This window comes from Novosphingobium sp. ERN07 (assembly GCF_012641335.1).
Taxonomy (GTDB): domain Bacteria; phylum Pseudomonadota; class Alphaproteobacteria; order Sphingomonadales; family Sphingomonadaceae; genus Novosphingobium.
On record NZ_JABAID010000023.1, the window covers coordinates 1 to 22331 of the forward strand.

Below are 22331 nucleotides of genomic sequence, written 5' to 3' on the forward strand. Positions count from 1 at the left end.
TTTAATCCCGTCGACGTGTTCGAAGCGTACCAAACGCTTAACCGTTGATCACGGTGATACGCGAACCCGCTTCACGCCAATTTGTCCACGCCACCTAGGTTAGGCTACCTTAGCCTGCTTCTCGAAGTCCATGGGGCTGAGATAGCCCAGGGTCGAGTGCCTGCGTGTCGGATTGTAGAAGCGCTCGATATAATCGAATACATCCGCGCGTGCCTGATTGCGGGAACGGTATGTTTTGCGAGCGATCCGTTCGGTCTTGAGCGAGGAGAAGAAGCTTTCCATCGCAGCATTGTCCCAGACGTTGCCGGACCGGCTCATCGAACAGGTGACGCCGTTGTGGGCCATCAGCCGCTGGAACTGCTCGCTGGTATATTGGCTGCCCTGGTCGGAGTGATGCAGGAGGGCATCCGGCTTGCCGCGCCGCCAGATCGCCATGACCAGCGCGTCGGTGACGAGTTGCGCGGTCATCGTGTCGCTCATCGACCAACCAACGACGCGGCGTGAGAACAGGTCGATGACGGCTGCGACATAGAGCCAACCTTGGGCAGTCCAGATATAGGTGAAGTCCGCCACCCACTTCTGGTTCGGCCCGTCGGCGGTGAACTGACGATCGAGCACATTGCCGGCGATCACCGATCGCTGGCCTTCGTCCTTGGGCAGGCCGCGACGCCGGGGGCGAGCCTTGAGACCATGCGCCCGCATCAGCCGTTCGACGCGGTGCAGCCCGCATGAAAGGCCTTCGGCCAGAAGATCGTGCCAGACACGGCGCGCGCCATAGGTGCGATAGCTGGAGATGAAGCTTGCACGGACCCGCGCGCCGACATCTTCGCCGCTGCGCAAACGCGCGCTCGGCGCACGCACCAGCCAGGCGTGGAAGCCACTGCGCGAGACCCCGAGCGCCTCGCATATCCACGATACCGGCCAGATCCCCCGGTGCTTCGCGATGAAGGCGAACCTCATATCGAGTCCTTCGCGAAGTAGGCCGCCGCTTTTTTTAGGATGTCGCGCTCCGCCTTCATCCGCGCCAACTCGCGGCGCAGCCGCTCAATCTCAAGCTGCTCGGGACGCAGGTTGCCGTGGCCGGGAAACGCCGATCCAGGGTCGCCTTCCGCTTCGCGGATCCACTTGCGCAGCACGTTGGCATGCACGTCAAGATCGCGCGCCGCCTCCGCTGCGGAAACGACCCGCTCCAATACCAGCTTCACCGCCTCGAGCTTGAACTCACGGCTGAACTTCCGTCGTTGCATCGTCACCCTCCGGTTCCAAAAACACCTTATCTCGGTGTCCACGAAACCGGGGGCAGCTCAATCAACCGTTAGTGGGACCAATAGCGATCTGGCTTAAGCGTCCAAGAACCGTTTGGAGCCGAGCAGCTTTTCTGCGGTTATGAAACAGCCATGCCGGCCCCACAGAAGGGGCCGGCATGGAAAGAATTAGAAGTTGTAGTTTGCGCGGATGCCGAAGTAGCGGCGTGAATTGCGCGATAGGACCTGGTTTACCGCTGTGGCGGGGCCGCCAATCAATCCACCCAAGTTCGACGCAAAGTTCTTGTCGAATAGATTGTTGGCAAACAAGGTAATGCGGTAGGCATCATCACGCTGGCGGATGCCGATACTGCTGTTCAGCACACCAAAAGCTTTCTCGACATAAAGCGGGTTCTGGAAAAGGTCGAAGTTGACACTTGTCTGGTAACGATAATCAAGCGTTACAAAGGCGTCGAAAGGCATCGATTCCATGAAGATGTCGTACATTGTCGAAGCCGTGAACATGAACCTCGGAGCATTGGACAGCCGCTTGCCTGCGAGATTCTGCGCCTGCGCAGTGCTTGGGCCTGCGCCGTCGATATCAAAGCATCCCTGACCGGCCGTTTGCCCGGTATAACAGTTGGCAAACGGGAATTCGGTTACCTTCGCATCAAGGAAGGTACCGGAAACATCAAACGAAAGGGCGCGGGTGGGCTTGGTCTGCAATTCGAACTCAATACCGCGCGAACGCAGCTTGCCCACGTTGTCGATCTGGAACTGGATCGATCCATCAGGTTGTACCACTGCCGATTGCGACTGGAAGTTGTTGTAGTCTGTCCAGAAACCGGTGATGTTGAACTGCACCTTGTTGTCGAGGAAGCGACTCTTCAGACCGATTTCATATGCTCGCGACGTTTCCGCTTTTACCGGATTGGCAGCGCGAAACGGTGTGAAGCCTGAGGACACGTCATAGCCTTGCCCCTTGTAGCCGGTTGCGAACGAGGCATAGACCATCACCCGATCTGCCACATCCTGACGCAGCGAAATCTTTCCGGTGACGGCATCATCGGAGGCGTTGCCGGTGCAGGTACTCAGGCAGGCGGCGTTGTTCGCGGGCGGGACTGCCGCTGGGTTAAGCCGCAGGAACGAAACGTCGATCTTCTCATGGTTGTAGCGGATGCCAGCATCCAGATGCGTCGTTTCGGCCAGATCGTAAGTGCCTTGCGCAAACGCAGCCAGCGTCTGAGTCCCAGAGTCGGCTACCCACCGGGCAAGCAGCGGACCAGAGGGACCGCGGTCGAATGAACGGTCGGTCTTTCCGTCGGCATAGAATGCACCAAGGATATACTGGAATGGACCAGGTGCCGTCGAAACCAGGCGCAGTTCCTGTGTAAAATACTTTGTGTCGTAGGGGCTCGTCTGGACAAGCCCTGTCGGCACGCCGAAAACGGGAAGGTTGATCTGGTCGGTATCGTCCTGCGTGTCGAGGCCCCACTTCTGGAAGCTGGTCACGGAAATCAGGTCGACACTGCCAAGGTCAATGCTGATCCGGCCACTGACGTTGGTCGACTGGCCCTTGGCGATGCCATCGTAGTTCTGGTTCAGGACATAGTTGTCCGGCCCAACGCGAACGCCGGCAAAGTTGGTCGCGATCGATGCACCGAAAACGGTGCCACCAGCCGGAAACGTGCGGACCGTGCGCGGCGTCGAGTTGCCTTCGGTCTCGGAATGTTCGGCCGAGATCGTGATTTTCACAGCGTCAGAAAGATCGGCGACAAGCTTGCCACGAATCCCCCAGCTCTCATCCGCGCCAAGATAATTGCCGGTGGCGAGATTCTTCACATAACCGCGGAAGTCACTGTAGAAGCCGTTGATGCGGAAGCCGACGTTTTGGCCCAGCGGTCCGGAAATGCCTGCTTCGACGCGGTATTCTTCGTCCGTTGTTGCCGAGGCGGCAATTCGACCCGACAACTCTTCAGTCGGGGCGCGCGTGACAATGTTTACGACGCCCGCCGACGCGTTCTTGCCGAACAGGGTGCCCTGCGGGCCGCGCAGCACTTCGATGCGCTCAATGTCAGTGAGAGTGGCAAAAGCCTGCCCTTGGTTGAGGATCGGCACATCATCGACGACGACCGAAACGGCAGGCTCAACGCCAATGCTGAACACAGAGGTGCCGATGCCGCGCACGTTGATGCTGTTGCCAGTGCGCTGCGTGCCCTGCGTGATGGTAAGGCCGGGGGCGACCTGCGCCAGATTTTCAAACTGGGTGATGCCCTTGTTGATAATGGCATCTGCTGACAACGCCGTGACCGAGACCGGAACCTGCTGCAGGTTCTGTTCACGCTTCTGCGCAGTGACGACGATTTCTTCGAGACCGGCTTCGGGCGCCTCCTGAGCATACGCTGCCTGGGCAAACGCCAAAGCCGACAAGCCAACAATCGTACGCGATTTCGTAAGCATCAGGAACCTCCCTATTTTACCGCTTTGGACAGGCCAATTGCACAACCGAGTTCAGCGTTCAACCGGAAAATTCATCTTACCGAATTTTGTACAAGTTTGTGGCTTGGGCGCCGACGCGTGTAGAGCGGTATGTGGTATAGACCGCACATTCTGCGCTAGTGATGTCGTCTACTCCAGACATTTCCCCGCGCATTCTCAATTGGATGGTTGTCGAGAAACGCTGATGACCTTCCCACTCCTTGTTGTGGTAAGGCCAAAACATCGCTAGTGGCCAATGGGCAGAGCAACTCCGAAAGACGAGGTGCAGAGGCGATGGGAATAGCAGAATGGAAATTGCAAAGCTGGCTGGCGTGTTTTTTGCAGTGCTTATTGCATTTGCCGCATCCCTTTCGCCAGCAGTTGCGCAGGCCGGTGGTGCGCAACATCAGATACTGATTGAAAGCGGCTTGATTGAGGGGACGGCCCTGCAATCGGGCGTAGAGGCCTATCTTGGCATCCCTTATGCCGCCGCCCCAGTTCATGAGTTGCGCTGGCGCGAGCCCGTGCCGCCAGCTTCATGGGATGGCTTGCGTCCTGCGGATACGTTCGCCCCGCAGTGCATCCAGCCGCTGCGCAACAGCAACGCCAACCAGTATTCCGGTGCGGAGACCATTTCCGAGGATTGCCTTTACCTGAACGTATGGACGCTTGCGAAACGCAAGAACGCGCCTGTCGTCGTGTTCATCCACGGTGGTGCGTTTTTTGTCGGTTCGGGCAGCACAGGAATCTATGAAGGGGAAGGCGTTGCCAGCCAAGGCGCAGTTTTCGTCAATTTCAACTATCGCCTCGGTCCACTGGGGTTTCTTGCCCTGCCTGAATTGAGTGCTGAATCGTCTGACGGCAGCTCTGGAAACTATGGCTTGCTCGATCAGATCGCGGCACTCCGCTGGGTTCAGCGCAACATCGAAAAATTCGGCGGCGATCCCGGCAATGTGACGATCGTTGGCCAATCTGCAGGATCAATGTCGGTACTGGCGCTTCAGGCCAGCCCACTGGCAAAGGGCCTGTTCCATCGCGCTGTCGGTATGAGCGGGGCAATGATCGGCGGACCGATTCGAATTCCGTCGCTCCAAAAGGCAGAGCAGGACGGAACCAAGCTCATGGCGGTATGGAAGGCGCAAGACCTTGCGCAGTTGCGGGCAATGCCGGCCGATCGGCTGGTCGTGCCGCGTGTACCGGGAGGTCCCACCACCGGCCCGGCGATTGATGGCCGTGTCCTATCCGCACCAATCCCCGAACTGTTTGTGCGCAAGATGCATAGCGATGTTCCGCTGATTTTGGGGTTCACTCGTGACGAGGCTCTTGGTGGTATGGGTGCGGTCAGTGGCCTTGCCGACTATCGCGAAAAGGCAAAGGCGCAATTCGGCAGCAAGGCGGAGCGGCTTCTCTTGCTCTACCCTGCGCACACGGATGCAGAAGCCATCACGCAAGCCCGCGCCGCAGATCGCGATGGGACGGTTGCTGTAAGCATGATGAACTGGGCATCGCTTCAAAGCACCTACGGCAGCGCACCGATCTATTCCTACGAGTTTGCGCGGCCACACTCATATGCTGAGGGCGTAAAGTTCTCGGATCTCGAACCGGCCACCGCGGGCGCATACCACACATCCGAAGTACCGTTCTGGCTCGGCACGCTCGAAGCATTCAACCGCTTTCGTCAAACGCGCAACTGGAGCGACGCCGATCGGGAAATGAGCCAGGCGATGGTGCGCGCCTTGGTGGAATTCGCGCGGACCGGCATGCCTGTCTTGCCGAAAATGGCATGGCCAAAGCTCACACAATCAAGGCCGCGCCTTGTCGAGTTTTCAGACTCTGTCGTGCAAAAGCCATGGCCTGAATTAAAAAAGCTGGATTTTTTCAAGGATTTGTATTCGAATTTCGCAGAAGGATCCGTTCAAGGCAATTGAGCGGCAATCACGATCTCGACCTACCATGGCGGCTTTGGCAGGGCGACGACCTTCACCCGTTGCGATGTCTTCAGACTCGTGAGTGCCGGATCACTGTCCTCATGGAGGTCAGATGGCCGTAATTATGCTTTGCCTCAATGTCAGGCAAAATTCGCGCAAATCTATCTGACCAAAAAATTGCGCATCCCTTGCAAAATTTCCAGGATTCCTGCAAAAATCGGACTTACCAAATTGAATGACGCCCGGAGAAGCAAAGATGCCCACCACATTGTCAGATCGGCACAGAATCGCGATCTTGCTTGCCGCGTCCGGTTTGGCGCTGTCCGGCGGGGTCAGTCCGGTTCGTGCACAAGATGGGCGCGCGGTCACCCCGCTTGATACCGGATGGAGATTCATTGCAGGCGATGTTTCGCAGGGCGTTGCGCCAGAAGCTGCCGATGTGGCGTGGCAACCCGTATCAGTACCGCATACGTGGAACCGCGTGGGATACTATCACCACGAGCTGGGCGGCACAAACTCGCAGGCCAGCGTGAACAAGCGGCAAGGCGTGGGCTGGTATCACCTGCGCTTTGCCACGCCTGCTGGCAGCGCGGGCAAGCGGCATTGGCTTGAATTCGATGCGGCAAGCCGTGTCGCCAAGATTTGGCTCAATGGAAAGTATCTTGGCGAACACCGCGGCGGCTTCTCACGCTTCCGGCTCGATGCAACTGCGGCAATGCGTGCCAGCGGGGACAACGAACTGGTGGTACGGGTTGACAACACCCAGCCCACGGCCGACGGCCCTACGGCAGATGTTCTGCCGCTGACCGGGGATTTCTTCGTCCATGGCGGGCTCTACCGTCCCGTGCGCCTTGTCACCACTTCGCCGCTGCACATCGACCTTGCCGATGCGGGCGGTCCGGGCGTCCGTGCCACAACCGCTTCTGCGACAGCGAAGGAGGCTGTTGTCGGGGTCACGGTTCGCGTTGCCAATGACGGCGTGCGCTCCGCCAAAGCCATGGTCAAAATCGCGCTCGTCGATCGCGATGGACGCGAGGCAGCGAGTGCAACCCTGCCCGCCTCTCTCGCCCCGGGCAAGAGCGGCGAAGTAACGGCGAAACTTACCGTGCCCAACCCGAAGTTGTGGCAAGGCACCGCCGATCCGTACTTGTACGATCTGGTGGTCCAAATCCTGGAAGTCAACGGACAAGTCACCGACGCCCTGCGCCAGCCCTTCGGCATTCGCACAATGGCTTTCGATGCGACACGCGGCTTCTTGCTGAACAACCAGCCCTATCGCCTCAAGGGCGTCGGCTATCATCAGGATCGTGACGGCAAAGGTTGGGCGATTTCCCGGGCTGACGTCGCAGAGGATGTCGCCACGATCCGCGAAATGGGGGCCAATACCATTCGCCTGACACATTACCAGCACGGGCAGGATATCCATGACCTGGCCGACCGGGCGGGCATCGTGGTGTGGGACGAGATCCCGCTGGTTTCGATGTGGACGCTGGGCGGCAAGCGGGAGCCTGATCCGGCGCTGGTGGCCAATGCCAAATCGCAGATGACCGAATTGATTCGGCAGAACCAGAACCATGCCGCTTCGGCGATCTGGGGTCTGGCCAACGAAGTGGACTTCGGCAACTCGCTGCCTGCCTTCCTGACTGGCGGTGCAGACGGCAAGGACCTAGATCCGCTGCCGTTGCTGGGCGAATTGCAAACGCAGGCCAAGAAGGAGGACCCTTCACGTCCGACGGCGATTGCGACGTGTTGCGAAGGCCGCCTGTTCGGGTCCGAAATCGAAATTCCGATCACCGCGCCTGCCGCCGATCTTGGCGGTGCAAACCGCTATTTCGGCTGGTATTTCGGTGCAGCAAACGACCTTGGACCGCATCTGGACGGATTGCGCGCCAAGCGGCCTCAACAGCCGTTGGCGGTGACCGAATATGGCGCGGGCGGCGCGCTGACCATCCACACCGACAACGTGCTAGGTGCTCCTGTGGATTCACGCGGGTGGGCGCAACCCGAAGAGTACGAAAGCTACATTCACGAAACCGCACTGGCGCAGCTCGATGCGCGGCCCTGGCTCTATGCCACCTGGCTGTGGAATTCGTTCGATTTCGCCACGACGGTCCGCACCGAAGGCGATGCGCAGGACATCAACACCAAGGGCCTGGTCGCCTACGATCACAAGACCCGCAAGGACGCATACTACTTCTACAAGGCCAACTGGAACCCGGCGCCGATGGTTCACATCACGTCGAAGCGTTACGCAGAACGCGCGTACCCGGTGACGGACGTGAAGGTCTACAGCAACACCGCCAGCACCGAACTTCTGCTCAACGGGCGTTCGCTGGAGGTGAAGCAAGATTGTCCGCAAAAGATCTGCGTGTGGAGCGCTGTGGCGCTGGATGAAGGCACCAATGCGCTTGTTGCACGGGGCTCGCACGCTGGTGGGGTGGTGGAAGACCGTGCCGAATGGACCTTATCAGCCAATACACGCCGCCATATGGTAATAGACGCTGGCACGCTGGTGGCTGGCAAGGGCAAGGATAGGGTGCTGGGTTCGGACAACTGGTTCGAAGGCGGAAGCGTTGGCTCGCTCGACAGCGTCGCCAACTATGGCAAGCCTTCGATCCCAGCAGATATCAGCGGAACGCAGGAGCGCGAGGCGCTCGCGTCCTATCGCACCGGCACATTCTCCTATCGCGTGCCAGTGGCAAATGGCCGCTATCGCATAACGTTGTGGTTTGCGACACCTTCGACGCAAAAGCCCGGTGTCTTCGAGGTGAAGATCGGCAAGAAGGCCGTGCTGCGCAGCTTCCAGCCCGCAATCCCGGCAGCAGGCGCGGTGGCCGAATCGAAGGTCTTCACGGTCAAGGCCAAGGGCGGCCTAGCACTCGATTTCACAAGCGGCACCGGCGATGCGCGCGTTTCGATGATCGAGATCGAGCGCCTGCGCTGATCCCGACAAGCCACGGAAAACAAACATGTTGAAGAAGCTGCCACTGCGCTGGTGGATCATCGGGCTCGTTACTTTGGGCACGATCCTCAACTACCTTGCACGATCAACGCTGTCGGTTGCCGCGTCCACGCTGAAGACCGAATTTGCGATGACGACCGAGCAGTACAGCTGGGTCGTGCTCGCCTTTCAGGCGACCTATACCGTGATGCAGACGGTGGCAGGATCTATGCTCGATACGCTCGGCACGCGGCTGGGCTTCTTTCTGTTCGCGCTTGGCTGGGCGTTGAGCAACATGGGCCACGCCTTTGCCACCGGCTGGATGAGCCTTGCGGCGTTTCGGGCCATGCTAGGTGCAACTGAGGCCGCCGCCATTCCGGCTGGCACGAAGACGGTGGCAACGTGGTTCCCACCGCGCGAGCGGCCTTTGGCCACCAGCCTGTTCCAGATGGGTACGAGCGTTGGCAACATGATCGCGCCGCCGCTGGTGGCGTTTTGCATTCTGGCGTGGAACTGGCAGGCAGCGTTCATTGTAACCGGCGCGCTCAGCCTTGCCTGGGCCGGACTGTGGTGGTTCGGCTACCGCGATCCGGCCGATCATCCGCGCCTTTCCGATAGCGAACGCGCGATAATTCAGGCCGATATGGCCAGCGAGCCGACCGGCAAACCGGCGACCAAGCGCGATGTCTTACGCAGCCGGTCCTTCTGGGCGATTGCCGTGCCCCGGTTTCTGGCCGAGCCTGCGTGGCAGACCTTCAACTTCTTTATCCCCCTCTATCTCGTCGCGGTGTGGCAGCTTGACCTCAAATCCATCGCGTTGTGGGCGTGGCTGCCGTTTCTGGCCGCCGATTTCGGCAGCCTTGCCGCAGGACTTCTGCCGCCTTGGTTGATGGCGCGGGGAAGTTCGCTGCTGTCTTCGCGCAAGATTACCATGACGTTGGGCGCGATGTGCATGGTGGGCCCTGCCTGCATCGGCCTTGCCACCACGCCGGGCATGGCCATCGCGCTGTTCTGTGTCGGCGGATTTGCCCACCAGATGCTGAACGGCGCGCTGATCACGCTGTGCGCAGATGTGTTCGACAAACGGACCGTGGGCACCGCCAGCGGCATGGCCGGGACCACGGCGTGGGTCGGCGGCATGCTGTTCACCCTGCTGATCGGGCAGAGCGCGGATTCGTTCGGCTACAACCCGCTGTTCGTGGCGCTGGCGGCGCTCGATATTCTGGGGGCGGTCGTGCTATGGATGCTGCTGCGCGAACGGAAGGCGGCGGCCTGAGGCTCAGCCAGCGCGCGGGGGCGAAAAGGACTGCGCAGGCGCATAGGTTCCGGAAATTTTCGCCACCGGTCGCAGCTGTCCAAGCAGCGGGAGTGCTGTCTGGCCTAGTTCTTCCAGAGCATTCAGCGCCTGCAGACGCGGCGGGAAGGCCAGCGCTGTGTCGGTAGCGATCTGGCCAAGGGTTGAAAGACCCGCGGTCTGGTTGCCAAGGCGACACGCAGCTTCTGCCGCTACCACGCGCACGGATGGCCAAGCGTCGGTATTCGCGGCTTCAAGCAGGGCCTCCAGATGGCGGCTGGCCTCATCCCCGATGACAAGCAATCCGGTGGCCGCCCAATAGCGGGCAACGCCGTTGGGATCGGACAATCGCCGCGCGAACAGGCTTGCCTATTTGCGATCGCCCCTTGCTGCCGATTGCGCCAGTAGCATGATCGATTTCAACGGATATGCCTTCAGGTTTCGCGTCTTCTCGAATCCTTCGGCGTCAGATCCCTCGGGGATGAAGCCGTTGTCGTTGGTTTGTACGATGTGCTTGTCGAGCACTCGGCGCAACTGGCGCAAAGTGCCAAGATGGCGGGTCTGGCCGACAAGATTGGTCATCTGGTCTGGATCACCGGCGAGATCGTAGAGTTCCTCGTAGACCTTCGGCTTGAAAAAGCGCTCTTGCGCATCGTTCAATCGTCCGGCCAGATGCTCGCGCTCGAGCGACTGGTATCTCTTGGTGATCCATTCGAAATCCACGCGCATGCCCAGCATGCGATGCGGCATGTAGTTGCGGATGTAGCGATACTGGCCGTCGGTTGCCGTACGCACGAAATCATAGCGCTCAACCATCCGGTTACGCATGCCAAAGGCGTAACGCGGCGCGCTCTTGGCGTGCCGCCCCATGAGCGCCTGCCCACGCATTGATGCCGGAGGCTGGATTCCGGCCAGCGAGAGTAGTGTGGGGGGAAGATCGATCAGGCTGACAGGGTCTTTCGCCACCGAACCCGGCGCTTGAGACGAACGATGCTGCCAACGCGCGGGCACATAGGCGATCAGCGGGACTCGCAGGCCTTCCTCATAGCAATAGCGCTTGCTGCGCGGCAGCGATCCGCCGTTGTCGCAGCAATAGAACACGATGGTGTCATCGGCGAGGCCTGCGCGCGCAAGATCCTCCAGCATCGCGCCCATTTCAGCGTCCATCCTGGCGATCAGACTGTAGTAGTTCGCAAAATCGGTCTGAATCTCCGGCGTATCGGGCAGATACTGCGGTATCGTGAACGGGCCGAACTGATCGGCGTTGGGCTGGCGCTGGAATTTCCGGGATTCATGCGTGGTCAGGCTAGTGAACACTTCCAGAAATGGCTTTCCCTCGGGCCCGTTGCGCCAGTGCGCCTTGGGACTGCATTCGTCCCAGATGACTGCAGGATCGACATCGCAGTTATAGTCTGTCTTGTCGGTGTTCGGGCAGTAATACCCCGCGCGGCGCATCAGATCGGGATAGGTGGCAAGTGTGGCGGGAAGGTGCGCATACGGGGAAGTTGGCATAGGTCCGCTCGAGTCGGATGCCACGCGTGGCCAGTGCATCAAGATTGGGCGTTCGCGCCTGCTGGTCGCCATAGGCACCCAGAAAAGGATTGTTATCCTCGCTGATCAACCAGAGGATGTTCGGACGACTAGGCGACCTGGCACTAGCTTGGGAAACGGCCGTCGAGAGCGCAACGCCCAAGGCGCCTTTCAACACATCGCGCCGGTTGTTTCCTACAAACCTTGACCCTTATTCGCTGTTTTCGGGTTGGAACGGCAGCGGAATCGCGCCGCGATTCATCACGCACCATCCGGCTAAGCGATGCCCTGCCATCACGGACTCGGCCATCGATGCGCCCCCTGCACGCGCGGCAAGAAAACCGCCGTTGAAGGCATCGCCCGCGCCGGATGTGTCCACGGGCTTGAGCACTTTGGGCGGCGCAAGCAAGGTTCCATCGGGCGTGCGCGCGCCTGCTGCGCCCATCTTCACCACCACTTCCCTGCAGCCAAGATCAGTCCAGTGACGAGCGACTTGATCTGCGGAGGTTTGGCCCGAAAGCGCACTTTCATCGTCCAGGGTCGGTAATCCAACCGTTGCGACCGCGATAGCGGCGTCCCGCCAGTGCTGCGCCTCGGCGTGATCGGGCCAAAGGCGCGGGCGGTAGTTGCCATCGAAAACCACCATGTTGCCGCGATCGGCCACCGTTCGCGCAAGGTCGAAAAGGGCATTCCTGCCCGCTTCCGGCAGAATTGCGATAGTAATCAGCGAAAAACCGAGAATGTCGGCCTGTGCGGCATGGGCAAGTGCCTGATCAATACCGTCGCGATCGAACATGTGCCGCGCTGCGCTTTCGCCGCGCCAATATGTGAAACTGCGCTCACCCGCCGCATCACAGGAAATGGCATAGAGTCCCGGATTGCGTACAGGATCGGTAAGGACGAGGCTGGTATCAAGGCCCTCTGCCGCCCAGCGCGCCTTCAAATCTGCACTGAACGGGTCGGTGCCTAGCGCGGTGAGATAGGCTGTCTCGAGACCCGCGCGTGCCAGATGGATCGCACTGTTGAGTGTATCGCCGCCATAGCCAAGATGCCAGCCGGGGCCGTCCTGCGACAGCTCCAGCATCGCCTCACCGACGAAAACGGCTCTAGTCAAACTACCAGTTCCACATTGTGCCGTCTTCCAGCCTTGCGACGGGGAGATAGGCGGGTTTGTAGGGGTACTTGGCGGCCAGCGCCTCGTCGATATCGACGCCGTGACCCGGGGTTTCGCCGATGAACAGTTCGCCCTTGTCGAACCAGTAGTCATGGGGGAAAACCGCGTCGGTTTCTTCGGTGTGGCGCATGTATTCCTGGATGCCGAAGTTGGGCACCCAGGTGTCGAAGTGGAGCGCGCAGCCCATCGTTACCGGCGACAGGTCGGTCGCGCCGTGGCAGCCGGTGCGGACCTGGTACATGCTGGCAAGATCGGCAATGCGGCGCAGGTGCGTCAGGCCGCCTGCGCCGACCACGGTGGCGCGGATGTAGTCGATCAGCTGGTTCTGGATCAGGTCCTGGGCGTCCCAGATCGTGTTGAAGATCTCGCCCACGGCCAGCGGGGTGACAGTATGTTGGCGCACCAGCTTGAACGCTTCCTGATTTTCGGCAGGGGTGCAGTCCTCCAGCCAGAACAACTGGTAGGGTTCGAGCATCTTGCCCAGATTGGCTGCTTCCTGCGGGGTGTAGCGATGGTGCCCATCGTGCAGCAGATGATGGTCGAAGCCATATGTCTTGCGTAGTTCTTCGAACAGCTTGGGCACATAGTTCAGCGCCTTGCGCGTGTCCCAGCCGGTGACCGAAGGCAGCGCTGCATCGGCGGGTTCGTAGTAAAGCTTGCCTCGGCCCACGCCATAGGCGTCCTTGACGCCGGGGACGCCGGCCTGTGCGCGGATCGCCTTGTAGCCCATGTCGATGTAGTGCCCGACCGCCTCGACCGTTTCGGCAATATCCGAGCCGTTGGCGTGGCCATAGACCATGATGCCATCGCGGCTGCGCCCGCCAAGCAACTGGTAAAGCGGCATACCGGCCATCTTGGCCTTGATGTCCCACAGCGCCATGTCGACCGCCGCAATCGCACGCATCGTGACAGGGCCGCGCCGCCAATAGGCACCTTTGTAGAGGTACTGCCAGATGTCCTCGATCCTGCGCGGGTCCATACCGATCAGGCAGGGCACGACGTGTTCCTGCAAATACGCAACGACCGAAAGCTCGCGCCCGTTGAGTGTGCCATCGCCAATACCGTAGACACCCTGATCGGTTTCGATCTTGAGCGTTACGAAGTTGCGGCCCGGGCACGTGACGATGACGCGGGCGGCGGTGATTTTCATGGATCGGTAACTCGCGCTGACTTTGACAATGTGGTAAGACCGATTGACGCCCTCATTTCGGTCTGTCAAGTTCGGCGAATTGGTATTACCAGAAAGTTTCCCTGAATGGCGCTTGCAGCTAACCTAAAATCGAACGATCGGCTTTATCAGGATCTTGCCCGTTCTTTGCTCGCCGAACTTTCCAGCGGACGATATCCTGTTGGTTCGCGCCTTCCGGCCGAGCGTGACCTTGCCCTGCGTTATGAAGTGAGCCGCCCCACCGTGCGTGAGGCGATCATAGCGCTTGAAGTGCAGGGGTTGGTCGAAGTGCGCATTGGTTCAGGTGCCTATGTCAAGCGCCTGCCGGGCGAGGAAGATCGCCCGGGCTTCAACGTTACCGCTTTTGAACTTACCGAGGCCCGGTTGCTATTTGAAGGTGAGTCCGCAGCACTTGCAGCGACGCAGGTGACTGATGCAGATATTGCGGAAATCGAGGTGCTGGTACAGCGCATCGCCGAAGAAAATCAGGACCCGAACGGCACGGAAAGTGCTGACCGTGAATTCCACCTAGCCATCGCGCGGGTCACACGCAACGTCGCAGTGTTCAACGCAATCGAACGCCTATGGGACTTGCGCGCATCATCGCCCGAAGCTGCGCTCCTGCACGAAAAGGCGCGGCACGCGAACGTCAAGCCGGTGGTCGAGGAGCACTCGGCGGTGCTTGACGCCCTGCGCGCGCGTGATCCCAATGCGGCCCGCGCCGCGATGCGCGCGCACCTGTCCGCCGTGCTCGAAGGCCTGCTTTTTGCCACCGAAGAACGGGCACTTGCCGCAGCGCGCAAGGCAACGCAGGCCCGCCGCGAACGATACGCGCGCGCCACGGCTTGAACACTCCCGTTATCCAAGCCAGAAATACGCGAAAGACTGACTGATGCCCCGCAATCTTGATCTTCATCCCGACCGGTTGCTGCCGGTCGAACCATCTGTGCGTGCGTTGGCGCGTGAACTCTATGCGCAGATCAAAGACCTGCCGATCATCAGCCCGCACGGCCACACCGATCCGCGCTGGTTTGCAGGCAACGAGACTTTCGGCAACGCCACGGACCTGCTGCTGGTGCCCGATCACTACGTCTTCCGTATGCTCTATTCGCAAGGCGTGGCGATGGAAGACTTGGGTGTGCGCAACAAGACTGTCGATCCGCGCGCGGCGTGGCGGTTGTTTGCGGAGCGCTACTGGCTGTTCCGCGGCACGCCCTCGCGCATGTGGCTCGATTGGGTCTTTGCCGAGGCGTTCGGCATGGGCGTGCAGCTTTGCGCAGAAACGTCAGACCTCTATTTCGACACGATCACCGAGATGTTGGCTTCGGACACCTTCCGCCCGCGCGCCCTGTTCGAGCGCTACAATCTTGAAGTGCTGGCCACCACTGAAAGCCCCGTTGACACGCTGGAGCATCACGCCGCCATCGGCGCCTCAGGCTGGAAGGGCCGCGTCATCACCGCCTATCGTCCCGATCCGGTGGTCGATCCTGAATTTGAAGGCTTCCGCGCCAATCTCGATACGCTGACCGAACTGACCGGCGAGGATTGTCTCACATGGAACGGTTACCTCGCCGCGCACCGCACCCGCCGCGCTTTTTTCAAAAGCATGGGCGCGACCAGCACCGATCATGGCCACCCGACCGCTGCCACCGCCAACCTCTCCGCAGCAGAAGCCGCAGCGCTGTTCACCCGCGTCATCGCAGGCGGTTGCTCTGCCGCTGACGCCGAACTGTTTCGCGCCCAGATGCTGACCGAGATGGCAGGCATGAGCATCGACGACGGGCTCGTCATGCAAATCCACCCCGGATCGTTCCGCAACCACAATTCTGCGGTGTTTGAAAACTTCGGGCGTGACAAGGGCGCGGACATCCCCACCCGCACCGATTTCGTTCATGCATTGAAGCCCCTGCTCGACAAATTCGGCAACGAGCGTGACCTCTCGATCATCCTGTTCACACTGGACGAGAGCGCCTATGCCCGCGAACTCGCGCCGCTCGCAGGCCACTATCCTTGCCTCAAGCTCGGCCCGGCATGGTGGTTCCACGATAGCCCCGAAGGCATGAAGCGCTTCCGCAGGATGACCACCGAGACGGCGGGGTTCTACAACACGGTCGGCTTCAACGACGATACCCGCGCGTTCCTGTCGATCCCCGCGCGCCACGACGTTGCGCGCCGCATCGACTGCGGTTTCCTTGCCGAACTGGTGATCGAGCACCGCATCGAGGATTGGGAAGCGGCCGAACTGGCGCAAGACCTGTCCTACAACCTCGCCAAGAAGGCCTACAAGCTGTGAGGCTTTCCGCAGCAGCGCTGGCCAACCTGCCTGCAACGGTCGCGCGTCCGCTCTATGACCGTGACGCCCAAGCCGTGGGCATCGTCCATTTCGGCATCGGCGCTTTCCACCGCGCACATCAGGCGTGGTATACCGATGCTGCGATGAACCTTGGCGACCGCGGTTGGGCCATCACCGGCGTTTCGCTCCGCTCCCCCGGCGTGGCGCGGCAGATGAACCCCCAAGGGGGCCTCTACACCGTGGCCGAGCAATCGGGCGAAGGCTCTACGCTGCGCATCGTCGGCGCGGTCCGCAATGCCCTCGTTGCCAGCGAGGAGCCGGACGCCGTCATCGCCGCCGTGGCCGCACCCGCCACCCACATCGTCAGCCTCACTGTCACCGAAAAGGGCTATTGCCGCACCGCCAGCGGCGATCTCGATTTCGAACAGGCGCATTCCCTCAGCTTCTACTACTTCGTCACGCAGGGCCTGCTCCGTCGCCGCAATGCAGGCCTTCCCGGCGTAACTTTGCTGCCATGCGACAACCTTGCCGACAACGGTGCCAAGCTAGAGCGCCTGATGCTGCAATACCTCGCCCGCCACGAACCCGATCTGGTCGCGTGGTTCGAGGCCCACTGCACCTGCCCATCGACCATGATCGACCGCATCGTTCCCGCCACCACCGACGAAGACCGCGTAATGGTGGCTGAAGCGCTCGGCCTGCAAGATGAAGCCTGCGTCGTCACCGAACCGTTCAGCCAGTGGGTGATCGAGGACAAGTTCGCAGGCCCCCGCCCCCGCTGGGAAGCCGTCGGCGCGCAACTGGTGACGGACGTCGCCCCATACGAAACCGCCAAGCTGCGCATGCTCAACGGCGCGCATTCACTGCTGGCCTATTGCGGCCTCAAGGCGGGTTACACCTACGTCCACGAAGCCGTGGCCGATCCCACCCTGCACCATCTGGCCGAAACGCTGATGCGCCACGACGCCGCGCCCACCATCACCCCTGCGCCAAACCAGAACCTTGCCGCTTATGCCGACGCGCTCATCGCCCGCTTCGCCAACCCCGCGCTCAACCACCGCCTCAGCCAGATCGCTATGGACGGCTCCCAGAAAATCCCCCAGCGCTGGCTCGAAACTCTCGCCGAAAACGCCGCGCAAGGTAGGCATTGCCCCGCGATACTGGACGGTATCGCGGCATGGATTCACCACCTCACCGATGCAAACGGAACGGTCGATGATCCATTCAGCTGCGAGCTTGTTAGTGCGATCGCTACTGGCGATCCGGTTGAAGCGATTTTTGGCCACGGGGGCTTGATGGCGGGGCAATGGACCGCAGCGGTCAGAGCACGCCGTGAAACATGAGAAACGGTCTTCAGATCATAAATCTCCGGCCGCATATGAAAGGGCAATATCACGATGGGTTTGCAGACTTTTCTAGCTACTCCAAATTGATGTTTTCCGTATTGGAGTGGCAAAACCGGGCAATCCGCAGCATCCGACTAATGGCGTTCACCCCACATTTGCTGACGGACGACAACTTTTTGTCTGAAAGCGGCCTTTGCCACGTCTGCTGTGAATGACGGCTAAGTCGAAGGGTTTCGGGCGCCGGCAGGCGTACGAAAGTCTTACAAGTACGACCCGCGTGGGGATCGGCGATTAGCTATGGGAATTTCGGGTTGGTGCCGTTGCGCTGGATTTCGCGACCGTCGGTGGTGTACGCCGCATAGCGACCAAATGGCGGACCGTTTGTCCGGAGTACGCAGCTTGGCCGGTGCTTTTTGCTGCCTTTCTGACGAACTGCAGGAGTATGATTGCCGTTGAGCGCAGACGCTCTGGTTTCCTGCCACGCTGCTTGGCAGGATGGATGATAAGCAGGCCATGCCGGATCATGGCGTGTTCTCCCGGGTCGGCGGTGCGGGCTGCGGCGGTGCACGCGGTTGGCTCCAGCGTGCGAAGTTTTCGTTGATGGTCATGTGCCCGCCACAACATGGGCATGGCGGACGATGGTCGGGCGGTTCTTCCGGTTCGGGTTCCACGGCCGGCACGGCAACGCCCAGCAACCTACGGGCGAGCGCCATGGCCTCCTTGTGTGTTGAACTGGCAAGCAAGCCGTAATGCCGGATGCGGTGGAAGCCACGCGGCAGGACGTGGATCAGGAAGCGGCGGATGAACTCGTCCGTCGCCAGCGTCATGACTTGCTGGCGTTCAGCACCATCGCGGCGGTAGTCCTTGTAGCGGAACGTTACACCGGCCTCGTCGAAGCCGATGAGCCGCTGGTTTGAGATGGCAACGCGGTGCGTGTAACGCGAGAGATAGGCCAGCACTGCCTGTGGCCCGGCGAAGGGTGGCTTGGCATAGACTACCCAGCGCTTTTTCCGGATCGGCGAGAGATGCCGCAAGAACGCCTTGCGCACGGCTAGAGCTTGCGGGACAGATCCGGGCGATCGATGGTGTGAGTGAAAAAGAAACGCAGCGCAGAAACGATACTGTTCATGGTCGGGATACCAATGCCCGCCTCGCGCTGTTCGACCTGGAATTGCCGGAGATCTTCTACGGTTGCAGTATCGGGAGGGCGCCCAAGATATGTGGCGAACCTCGCGACATGCCGCACGTAATCGAACTGGGTCTTCCGCGTGAACCGGCGCATGTTCATGTCTTCGATCATGCGCTGACGCAGGGAACTGGCTGGGGCATCAAGTTGAACATCGGCCATCATACGACTCCTTGGTTGAAAGGAGCCGAAATCGTCTGCCTACTTGGCCCAGACCTCAACTTAGGCTCAGGCCGCCGATCACTTGCCAAGCCTCAAAACAAGCGCCACTCCCGCGCCACCGGGTTCGTACTTGTCCCACTTCAAGGCATTCGACCGCAAGCGCGTCGCCGCGTTTGACGTGGTTTTTCCCCTTCGCCTCTCGTCGAATTTGGCAGTCGGCCCTTAAGACGAGGTTGCGAGCTAATTCTGATGCTGGGCTTCGAAACATTGGGCGCGTCACAAGGTTCGCGCTTCCGTTCGATTGTAGCCCCAAGGCAACCAGCAGCAACGGCGCAGAGCCGCTCACGGTCCGGATCCCTGATGCCGTGCGGATGACCGGGATCGGCCGGTCGAAGCTCTACGAGTTGATCGCCTCGGGCGACGTAGAGACGATCAAGATCGGTAGGCGCACGTTGGTGAAGGTCGATCTGGTATATGCGCTCAAGCAGGAAAAGGCGGCGAGTAAGGCTGGCCAGACTGCCGATCGGTTGCTCAGACTTGATTTAAACCGCAGTTTCATTGTCCAATCAGAGCACGTACTTCAACCTTAAAGCCTTCGAGATTGCTCATACCAGAGATTTCTTCAGCACTTTTCGGTCCAGCAGGTACGATCGAATTCAAGTTCGCACCTCCAGCTGTTCGGGCCCTTTGCCACCGTCCGTCGTGTCCCCAGCCATGGGGATACGCGACCACGCCCGGCAGGAGATCGTTGGAGATCTCCACGTCGACCACTATACGGCCCTGGGAAGTCGAAAGCTCAGCCTCGCCACCATCCTCGATGCCGCGTTTCACAGCGTCTTCGGGGTGCATCAGAAGAACTGCCCGATCGTTTCGGACCAGCCCGTCGACATTATGCATCCATGAATTGATCGAACGCAGCTTGCGCAGATTAATCAGTCGAAGCTGCGCCTTATCCGGGAAAGGCGTATGGCGAAGCCGTGCAATCTCGGTTGCGATCGACGAGTTCCAGAGATGAATTTTTCCGTCGACATGTCCAACGCGCTTGGTGAAATCGAAATCCCAACGGCTCCTCTCGATCAGTAGGCCATGCGGAGCATCGCGCAGACGAGCGAGGGATAGACCATGCTGTCCTTCGACCCCAGTACGTAATGCCGCATCAGCCATTTCGAACGGAGATGCCTGATCAAACGGATCGGCGCGGCCCATCCGCCTCGCCAGATCTCGCAGGATGTCGAATTCCATTCGCGCTTCGCCGACGGGAGGAATGACAGCATCAACGTGCTGAGCAAACGGCCTGACCATATGGTTCATGAAGAACAGATTGATGTCCTCGCGCTCAAGAGCAGTCGTTACTGGCAAAACGAAGTCTGCGTGGCGAGTGGTCTCGGTGACGTACAGGTCCAGCGCGACCATCAGGTCAAGTTGCGCGAAGCCCTTGGGTAGGTCGGGGCCGCCAGGCATGGACATAACTGGATTTGCCCCGACAACGAGCAGCGACCTTATCTGCCCTTCGCCCGGAGTAAGCATTTCCTCGAGAAAGGTCACGCTCGCCTGCGCGCCCCAGACACTGGGCAAGCCGCTGACGCGAGAGGGTATTGCCCCATGCCGGGCGCCCGGCGATATGCCGCGATACTGGGTGTCGCTGGCCGTGCCGCCATGGCCCCAACCATAGCCGCCCGGACGATGGAACTTGCCAGCGATCACGTTCAACATGTGCAAGAAGAGGTTCGTCAGAGTGGCGAATTCTCCGCGGCAGATGCCGATCCGACCCATCGCTGCAGCACGCGGGGCGGTGGCAAAGTCGCGTGCCATCGTCCGGATCGTCTCCGCCGCGATGCCACACCGTGCCGCAGCAACTTCGGGCGTGAGCCAGTCCATGGCTGCGGCCAGTTCGTTCATTCCGCTTGCGTGCGCTGCGATGAACGAACTGTCGATGAGGTTCTCGTCAATCAACGTGTTGAGCATGGCCCCGATTAGCCAGACATCACCGCCCGGGATCATCGGAACGTGTTCATGCTTGCGCGCGGTTTCAGTGTGGCGCGGGTCAATCACCAGCACCCGGCCCCGCTTTGCTATCTGGTCAAGATCCTCCTTGAAGCGGGGCGCAATTACCAGCGATCCGTGACTTACGAGCGGGTTGGAACCGAAGATCAAAAGGTGGTCGCATTCGGCAAGATCGGGAAACAGGAATGCGTGAGTGCCGAACATGAGTTCGGTGGCGAGAACGACCGAACTGATATCTTCTGACGCGGGGGAGTACATCCGGCTTGCTTCCATCGCGGTTTGGAAGAATGGCGCGGCAAGCGAACTTGGCCACCCCATGCTCGGCGGATTTCCGGCATTGACGGCGAAGCTGTTGGTACCATGACTTTCGATTGAGGCCGAAAGGCGCTCGGCGATTTCGTCTAGCGCTTCGTCCCAGCTGACTGCAGTAAACTCACCCGGCCCACCGACGCGCTTCAGCGGCACTGTCACGCGATCGGAATCATAGGCCACGTCTGCCAAGGCCGGGCCCTTCACACAGATGTGGCCCCTGCTGTGCGGATTGGCACGATCGGGCAGGATCTTGACGATCTTGCCGCCTTCGACCCGCGCGATCATGCCGCACAGAGCCTCGCAGATACGGCAGTAGGTAACATGATCGCCGTCCGCTCCGGGGACCCGCGTAATGCTTGTGCTAGCAGTCATAGACTCTTCCCAACATAATCCATCACTTTATCTATGTATCATAGATTCACAAGCGCGGTCGGGAATCTGAATGTAGGAAATTCGCGTGGTTGCCGGGAGGCACCTTTGCTGGCCTGGACCACTGAAGGCGATGACTGCATCTTGCGTTCTGGACAGGGGCTGCCCAAGGGGGGCATCATGGCAACGATGAAACAAAACACGCCTCGATCCCGGAAGGTCTCGATACGCGGCAAATCGCGCTCGACTGAAAAGGCTTCTCCTGCGCAGTCCAATCGCGCTGGACGCCCGGCTTCGCCTCTGATCACACGTGATGCAGCGGCAGAGGCGGCGCTGACCATCGTTGACGAAAAAGGCCTCGACGCCCTCAGCCTGCAGGCGGTGGCGCAGAAGTTGGGTGTGCGTGCCCCCTCGCTCTACTATCACTTCCGCGACAAGGAAGAGTTGCTCGTCAAAGTCTCGCGGTTGCTGCTCAAGAAGATTTCCAGTGAGCGGGACACCTGGTCCGACGACTGGGAGGCGCGTACCAAGGAACTTGCGTTGGCAACCTATCGGGTCACCATGCGCCATCCTAATGCCGCCCCCATTGCCCTGCGGTTCTTCCCGCGCGCGGTGGTGCAGCCGGCCTATGAGCGCACGCTGGCAAGCTGTCCGTACAAGCCGGAGCACCATATCGTGGTGCTGGAAGCGATCGAGCGGTTCACGTTTGGCTACACGATCTTTGCGGCAGCCGCTGCGAGCTTGCACACGCCGGCAACGCCTACGCCCGATCCCGAGACCTACCCGTTTCTGGCGCAGGCGTTGAAAGTGGCGCCAGGCAGTGACGAGGAGATCTTCACAGAAGCCCTGCAGGTCATTCTCGATGGCTTGCGGGTACGTTACGGCAAGGGCTGATCTGCCGA

At 60.3% G+C, this 22331-nt stretch carries 15 protein-coding genes and 2 pseudogenes; 7 read left to right on the top strand and 10 right to left on the bottom strand.

Annotation, left to right across the window (positions count from 1 at the left end):
- Positions 1-99: 99 nt before the first annotated feature.
- A protein-coding gene (locus tag HGI47_RS19310) for an IS3 family transposase (RefSeq protein ID WP_168854413.1) occupies positions 100-1247 on the bottom strand; the annotation gives its coding sequence in 2 pieces (ribosomal slippage) (positions 100-986 and positions 986-1247; 1149 coding nt in all).
- 186 nt (positions 1248-1433) lie between these two features.
- Positions 1434-3704, bottom strand: coding sequence for a TonB-dependent receptor (locus tag HGI47_RS19315; RefSeq protein ID WP_168854414.1), 2271 nt, complete (start codon positions 3702-3704; stop codon positions 1434-1436).
- Between the two features lie 326 nt (positions 3705-4030).
- On the opposite strand from HGI47_RS19315, the gene HGI47_RS19320 reads away from it, so the two are divergent.
- From HGI47_RS19320 to HGI47_RS19330, 3 genes are all read left to right on the top strand, one after another.
- Positions 4031-5650 carry a carboxylesterase/lipase family protein gene (locus HGI47_RS19320; RefSeq protein WP_168854415.1) on the top strand — a complete coding sequence of 540 codons (1620 nt, stop codon included), beginning with the start codon at positions 4031-4033 and terminating at the stop codon, positions 5648-5650.
- Positions 5651-5906: 256 nt separating this feature from the next.
- Entirely contained in the window at positions 5907-8594 is a 2688-nt protein-coding gene (locus HGI47_RS19325; RefSeq protein ID WP_168854416.1) for a glycoside hydrolase family 2 TIM barrel-domain containing protein, read from the top strand.
- A 25-nt stretch (positions 8595-8619) separates the two neighbouring features.
- Positions 8620-9867, top strand: coding sequence for an MFS transporter (locus HGI47_RS19330; protein WP_168854417.1), 1248 nt, complete (start codon positions 8620-8622; stop codon positions 9865-9867).
- Between the two features lie 3 nt (positions 9868-9870).
- Here HGI47_RS19330 and HGI47_RS19335 read toward each other — a convergent pair whose 3' ends face one another.
- The 5 genes from HGI47_RS19335 to manD are packed head-to-tail and all read right to left on the bottom strand — an operon-like array spanning position 9871 to position 13739.
- On the bottom strand, positions 9871-10233 hold the full coding sequence (locus tag HGI47_RS19335) for a hypothetical protein (protein ID WP_168854418.1): 363 nt from the start codon (positions 10231-10233) through the stop codon (positions 9871-9873).
- 21 nt (positions 10234-10254) lie between these two features.
- Entirely contained in the window at positions 10255-11397 is a 1143-nt protein-coding gene (locus HGI47_RS19340) for a sulfatase-like hydrolase/transferase (RefSeq protein ID WP_240950308.1), read from the bottom strand.
- The gene (locus HGI47_RS23155; protein WP_370521797.1) at positions 11291-11593 is read right to left on the bottom strand and encodes a sulfatase-like hydrolase/transferase; all 303 of its coding nucleotides are present in this window, start codon (positions 11591-11593) and stop codon (positions 11291-11293) included. Before HGI47_RS23155 ends, HGI47_RS19340 begins: the two co-directional genes overlap by 107 nt.
- 33 nt (positions 11594-11626) lie before the next feature.
- Entirely contained in the window at positions 11627-12529 is a 903-nt protein-coding gene (locus tag HGI47_RS19350; RefSeq protein WP_255460942.1) for a sugar kinase, read from the bottom strand.
- A gap of 1 nt (position 12530) precedes the next feature.
- Positions 12531-13739, bottom strand: coding sequence for a mannonate dehydratase (manD, locus tag HGI47_RS19355; protein WP_168854421.1), 1209 nt, complete (start codon positions 13737-13739; stop codon positions 12531-12533).
- 105 nt (positions 13740-13844) lie between these two features.
- Here manD and HGI47_RS19360 point away from each other — a divergent pair, with 105 nt between their 5' ends.
- From HGI47_RS19360 to HGI47_RS19370, 3 genes are read left to right on the top strand one after another with little or no spacing between them, the layout of a single operon-like run.
- Positions 13845-14606 carry a FadR/GntR family transcriptional regulator gene (locus tag HGI47_RS19360; RefSeq protein WP_168854422.1) on the top strand — a complete coding sequence of 254 codons (762 nt, stop codon included), beginning with the start codon at positions 13845-13847 and terminating at the stop codon, positions 14604-14606.
- A gap of 43 nt (positions 14607-14649) precedes the next feature.
- Complete coding sequence (gene uxaC / locus HGI47_RS19365) at positions 14650-16050, top strand: glucuronate isomerase (protein WP_168854423.1); 1401 nt, start codon at positions 14650-14652, stop codon at positions 16048-16050.
- Positions 16047-17393, top strand: coding sequence for a mannitol dehydrogenase family protein (locus HGI47_RS19370; protein ID WP_168854424.1), 1347 nt, complete (start codon positions 16047-16049; stop codon positions 17391-17393). The genes uxaC and HGI47_RS19370 overlap by 4 nt, the downstream gene beginning before the upstream one ends.
- Before the next feature lie 524 nt (positions 17394-17917).
- Here HGI47_RS19370 and HGI47_RS19375 read toward each other — a convergent pair.
- The 3 genes and pseudogenes from HGI47_RS19375 to HGI47_RS19390 form a co-directional block, all read right to left on the bottom strand.
- Positions 17918-18451: pseudogene (locus tag HGI47_RS19375) on the bottom strand (transposase); the annotation flags it as partial.
- Positions 18451-18747 (bottom strand): annotated as a pseudogene (locus tag HGI47_RS19380) (phage integrase N-terminal SAM-like domain-containing protein); the annotation flags it as partial. The pseudogenes HGI47_RS19375 and HGI47_RS19380, both read right to left, overlap by 1 nt.
- 552 nt (positions 18748-19299) lie before the next feature.
- Entirely contained in the window at positions 19300-21432 is a 2133-nt protein-coding gene (locus HGI47_RS19390) for a molybdopterin-dependent oxidoreductase (RefSeq protein WP_255460943.1), read from the bottom strand.
- Between the two features lie 177 nt (positions 21433-21609).
- Here HGI47_RS19390 and HGI47_RS19395 point away from each other — a divergent pair, with 177 nt between their 5' ends.
- Positions 21610-22323, top strand: coding sequence for a TetR/AcrR family transcriptional regulator (locus HGI47_RS19395; RefSeq protein ID WP_168854427.1), 714 nt, complete (start codon positions 21610-21612; stop codon positions 22321-22323).
- Positions 22324-22331 lie beyond the last annotated feature (8 nt).

Excerpts from the sequence above, each read along its gene's own strand:
- HGI47_RS19390 (WP_255460943.1), bottom strand. The coding sequence starts at position 21,432 with ATGACTGCTAGCACAAGCATTACGCGGGTCCCCGGAGCGGACGGCGAT.
- HGI47_RS19315 (WP_168854414.1), bottom strand. The coding sequence starts at position 3,704 with ATGCTTACGAAATCGCGTACGATTGTTGGCTTGTCGGCTTTGGCGTTT.
- HGI47_RS19330 (WP_168854417.1), top strand. The coding sequence starts at position 8,620 with ATGTTGAAGAAGCTGCCACTGCGCTGGTGGATCATCGGGCTCGTTACT.
- manD (WP_168854421.1), bottom strand. The coding sequence starts at position 13,739 with ATGAAAATCACCGCCGCCCGCGTCATCGTCACGTGCCCGGGCCGCAAC.
- HGI47_RS19340 (WP_240950308.1), bottom strand. The coding sequence starts at position 11,397 with ATGCCAACTTCCCCGTATGCGCACCTTCCCGCCACACTTGCCACCTAT.
- HGI47_RS19395 (WP_168854427.1), top strand. The coding sequence starts at position 21,610 with ATGGCAACGATGAAACAAAACACGCCTCGATCCCGGAAGGTCTCGATA.
- HGI47_RS19320 (WP_168854415.1), top strand. The coding sequence starts at position 4,031 with ATGGAAATTGCAAAGCTGGCTGGCGTGTTTTTTGCAGTGCTTATTGCA.
- HGI47_RS19325 (WP_168854416.1), top strand. The coding sequence starts at position 5,907 with ATGCCCACCACATTGTCAGATCGGCACAGAATCGCGATCTTGCTTGCC.
- uxaC (WP_168854423.1), top strand. The coding sequence starts at position 14,650 with ATGCCCCGCAATCTTGATCTTCATCCCGACCGGTTGCTGCCGGTCGAA.
- HGI47_RS19360 (WP_168854422.1), top strand. The coding sequence starts at position 13,845 with ATGGCGCTTGCAGCTAACCTAAAATCGAACGATCGGCTTTATCAGGAT.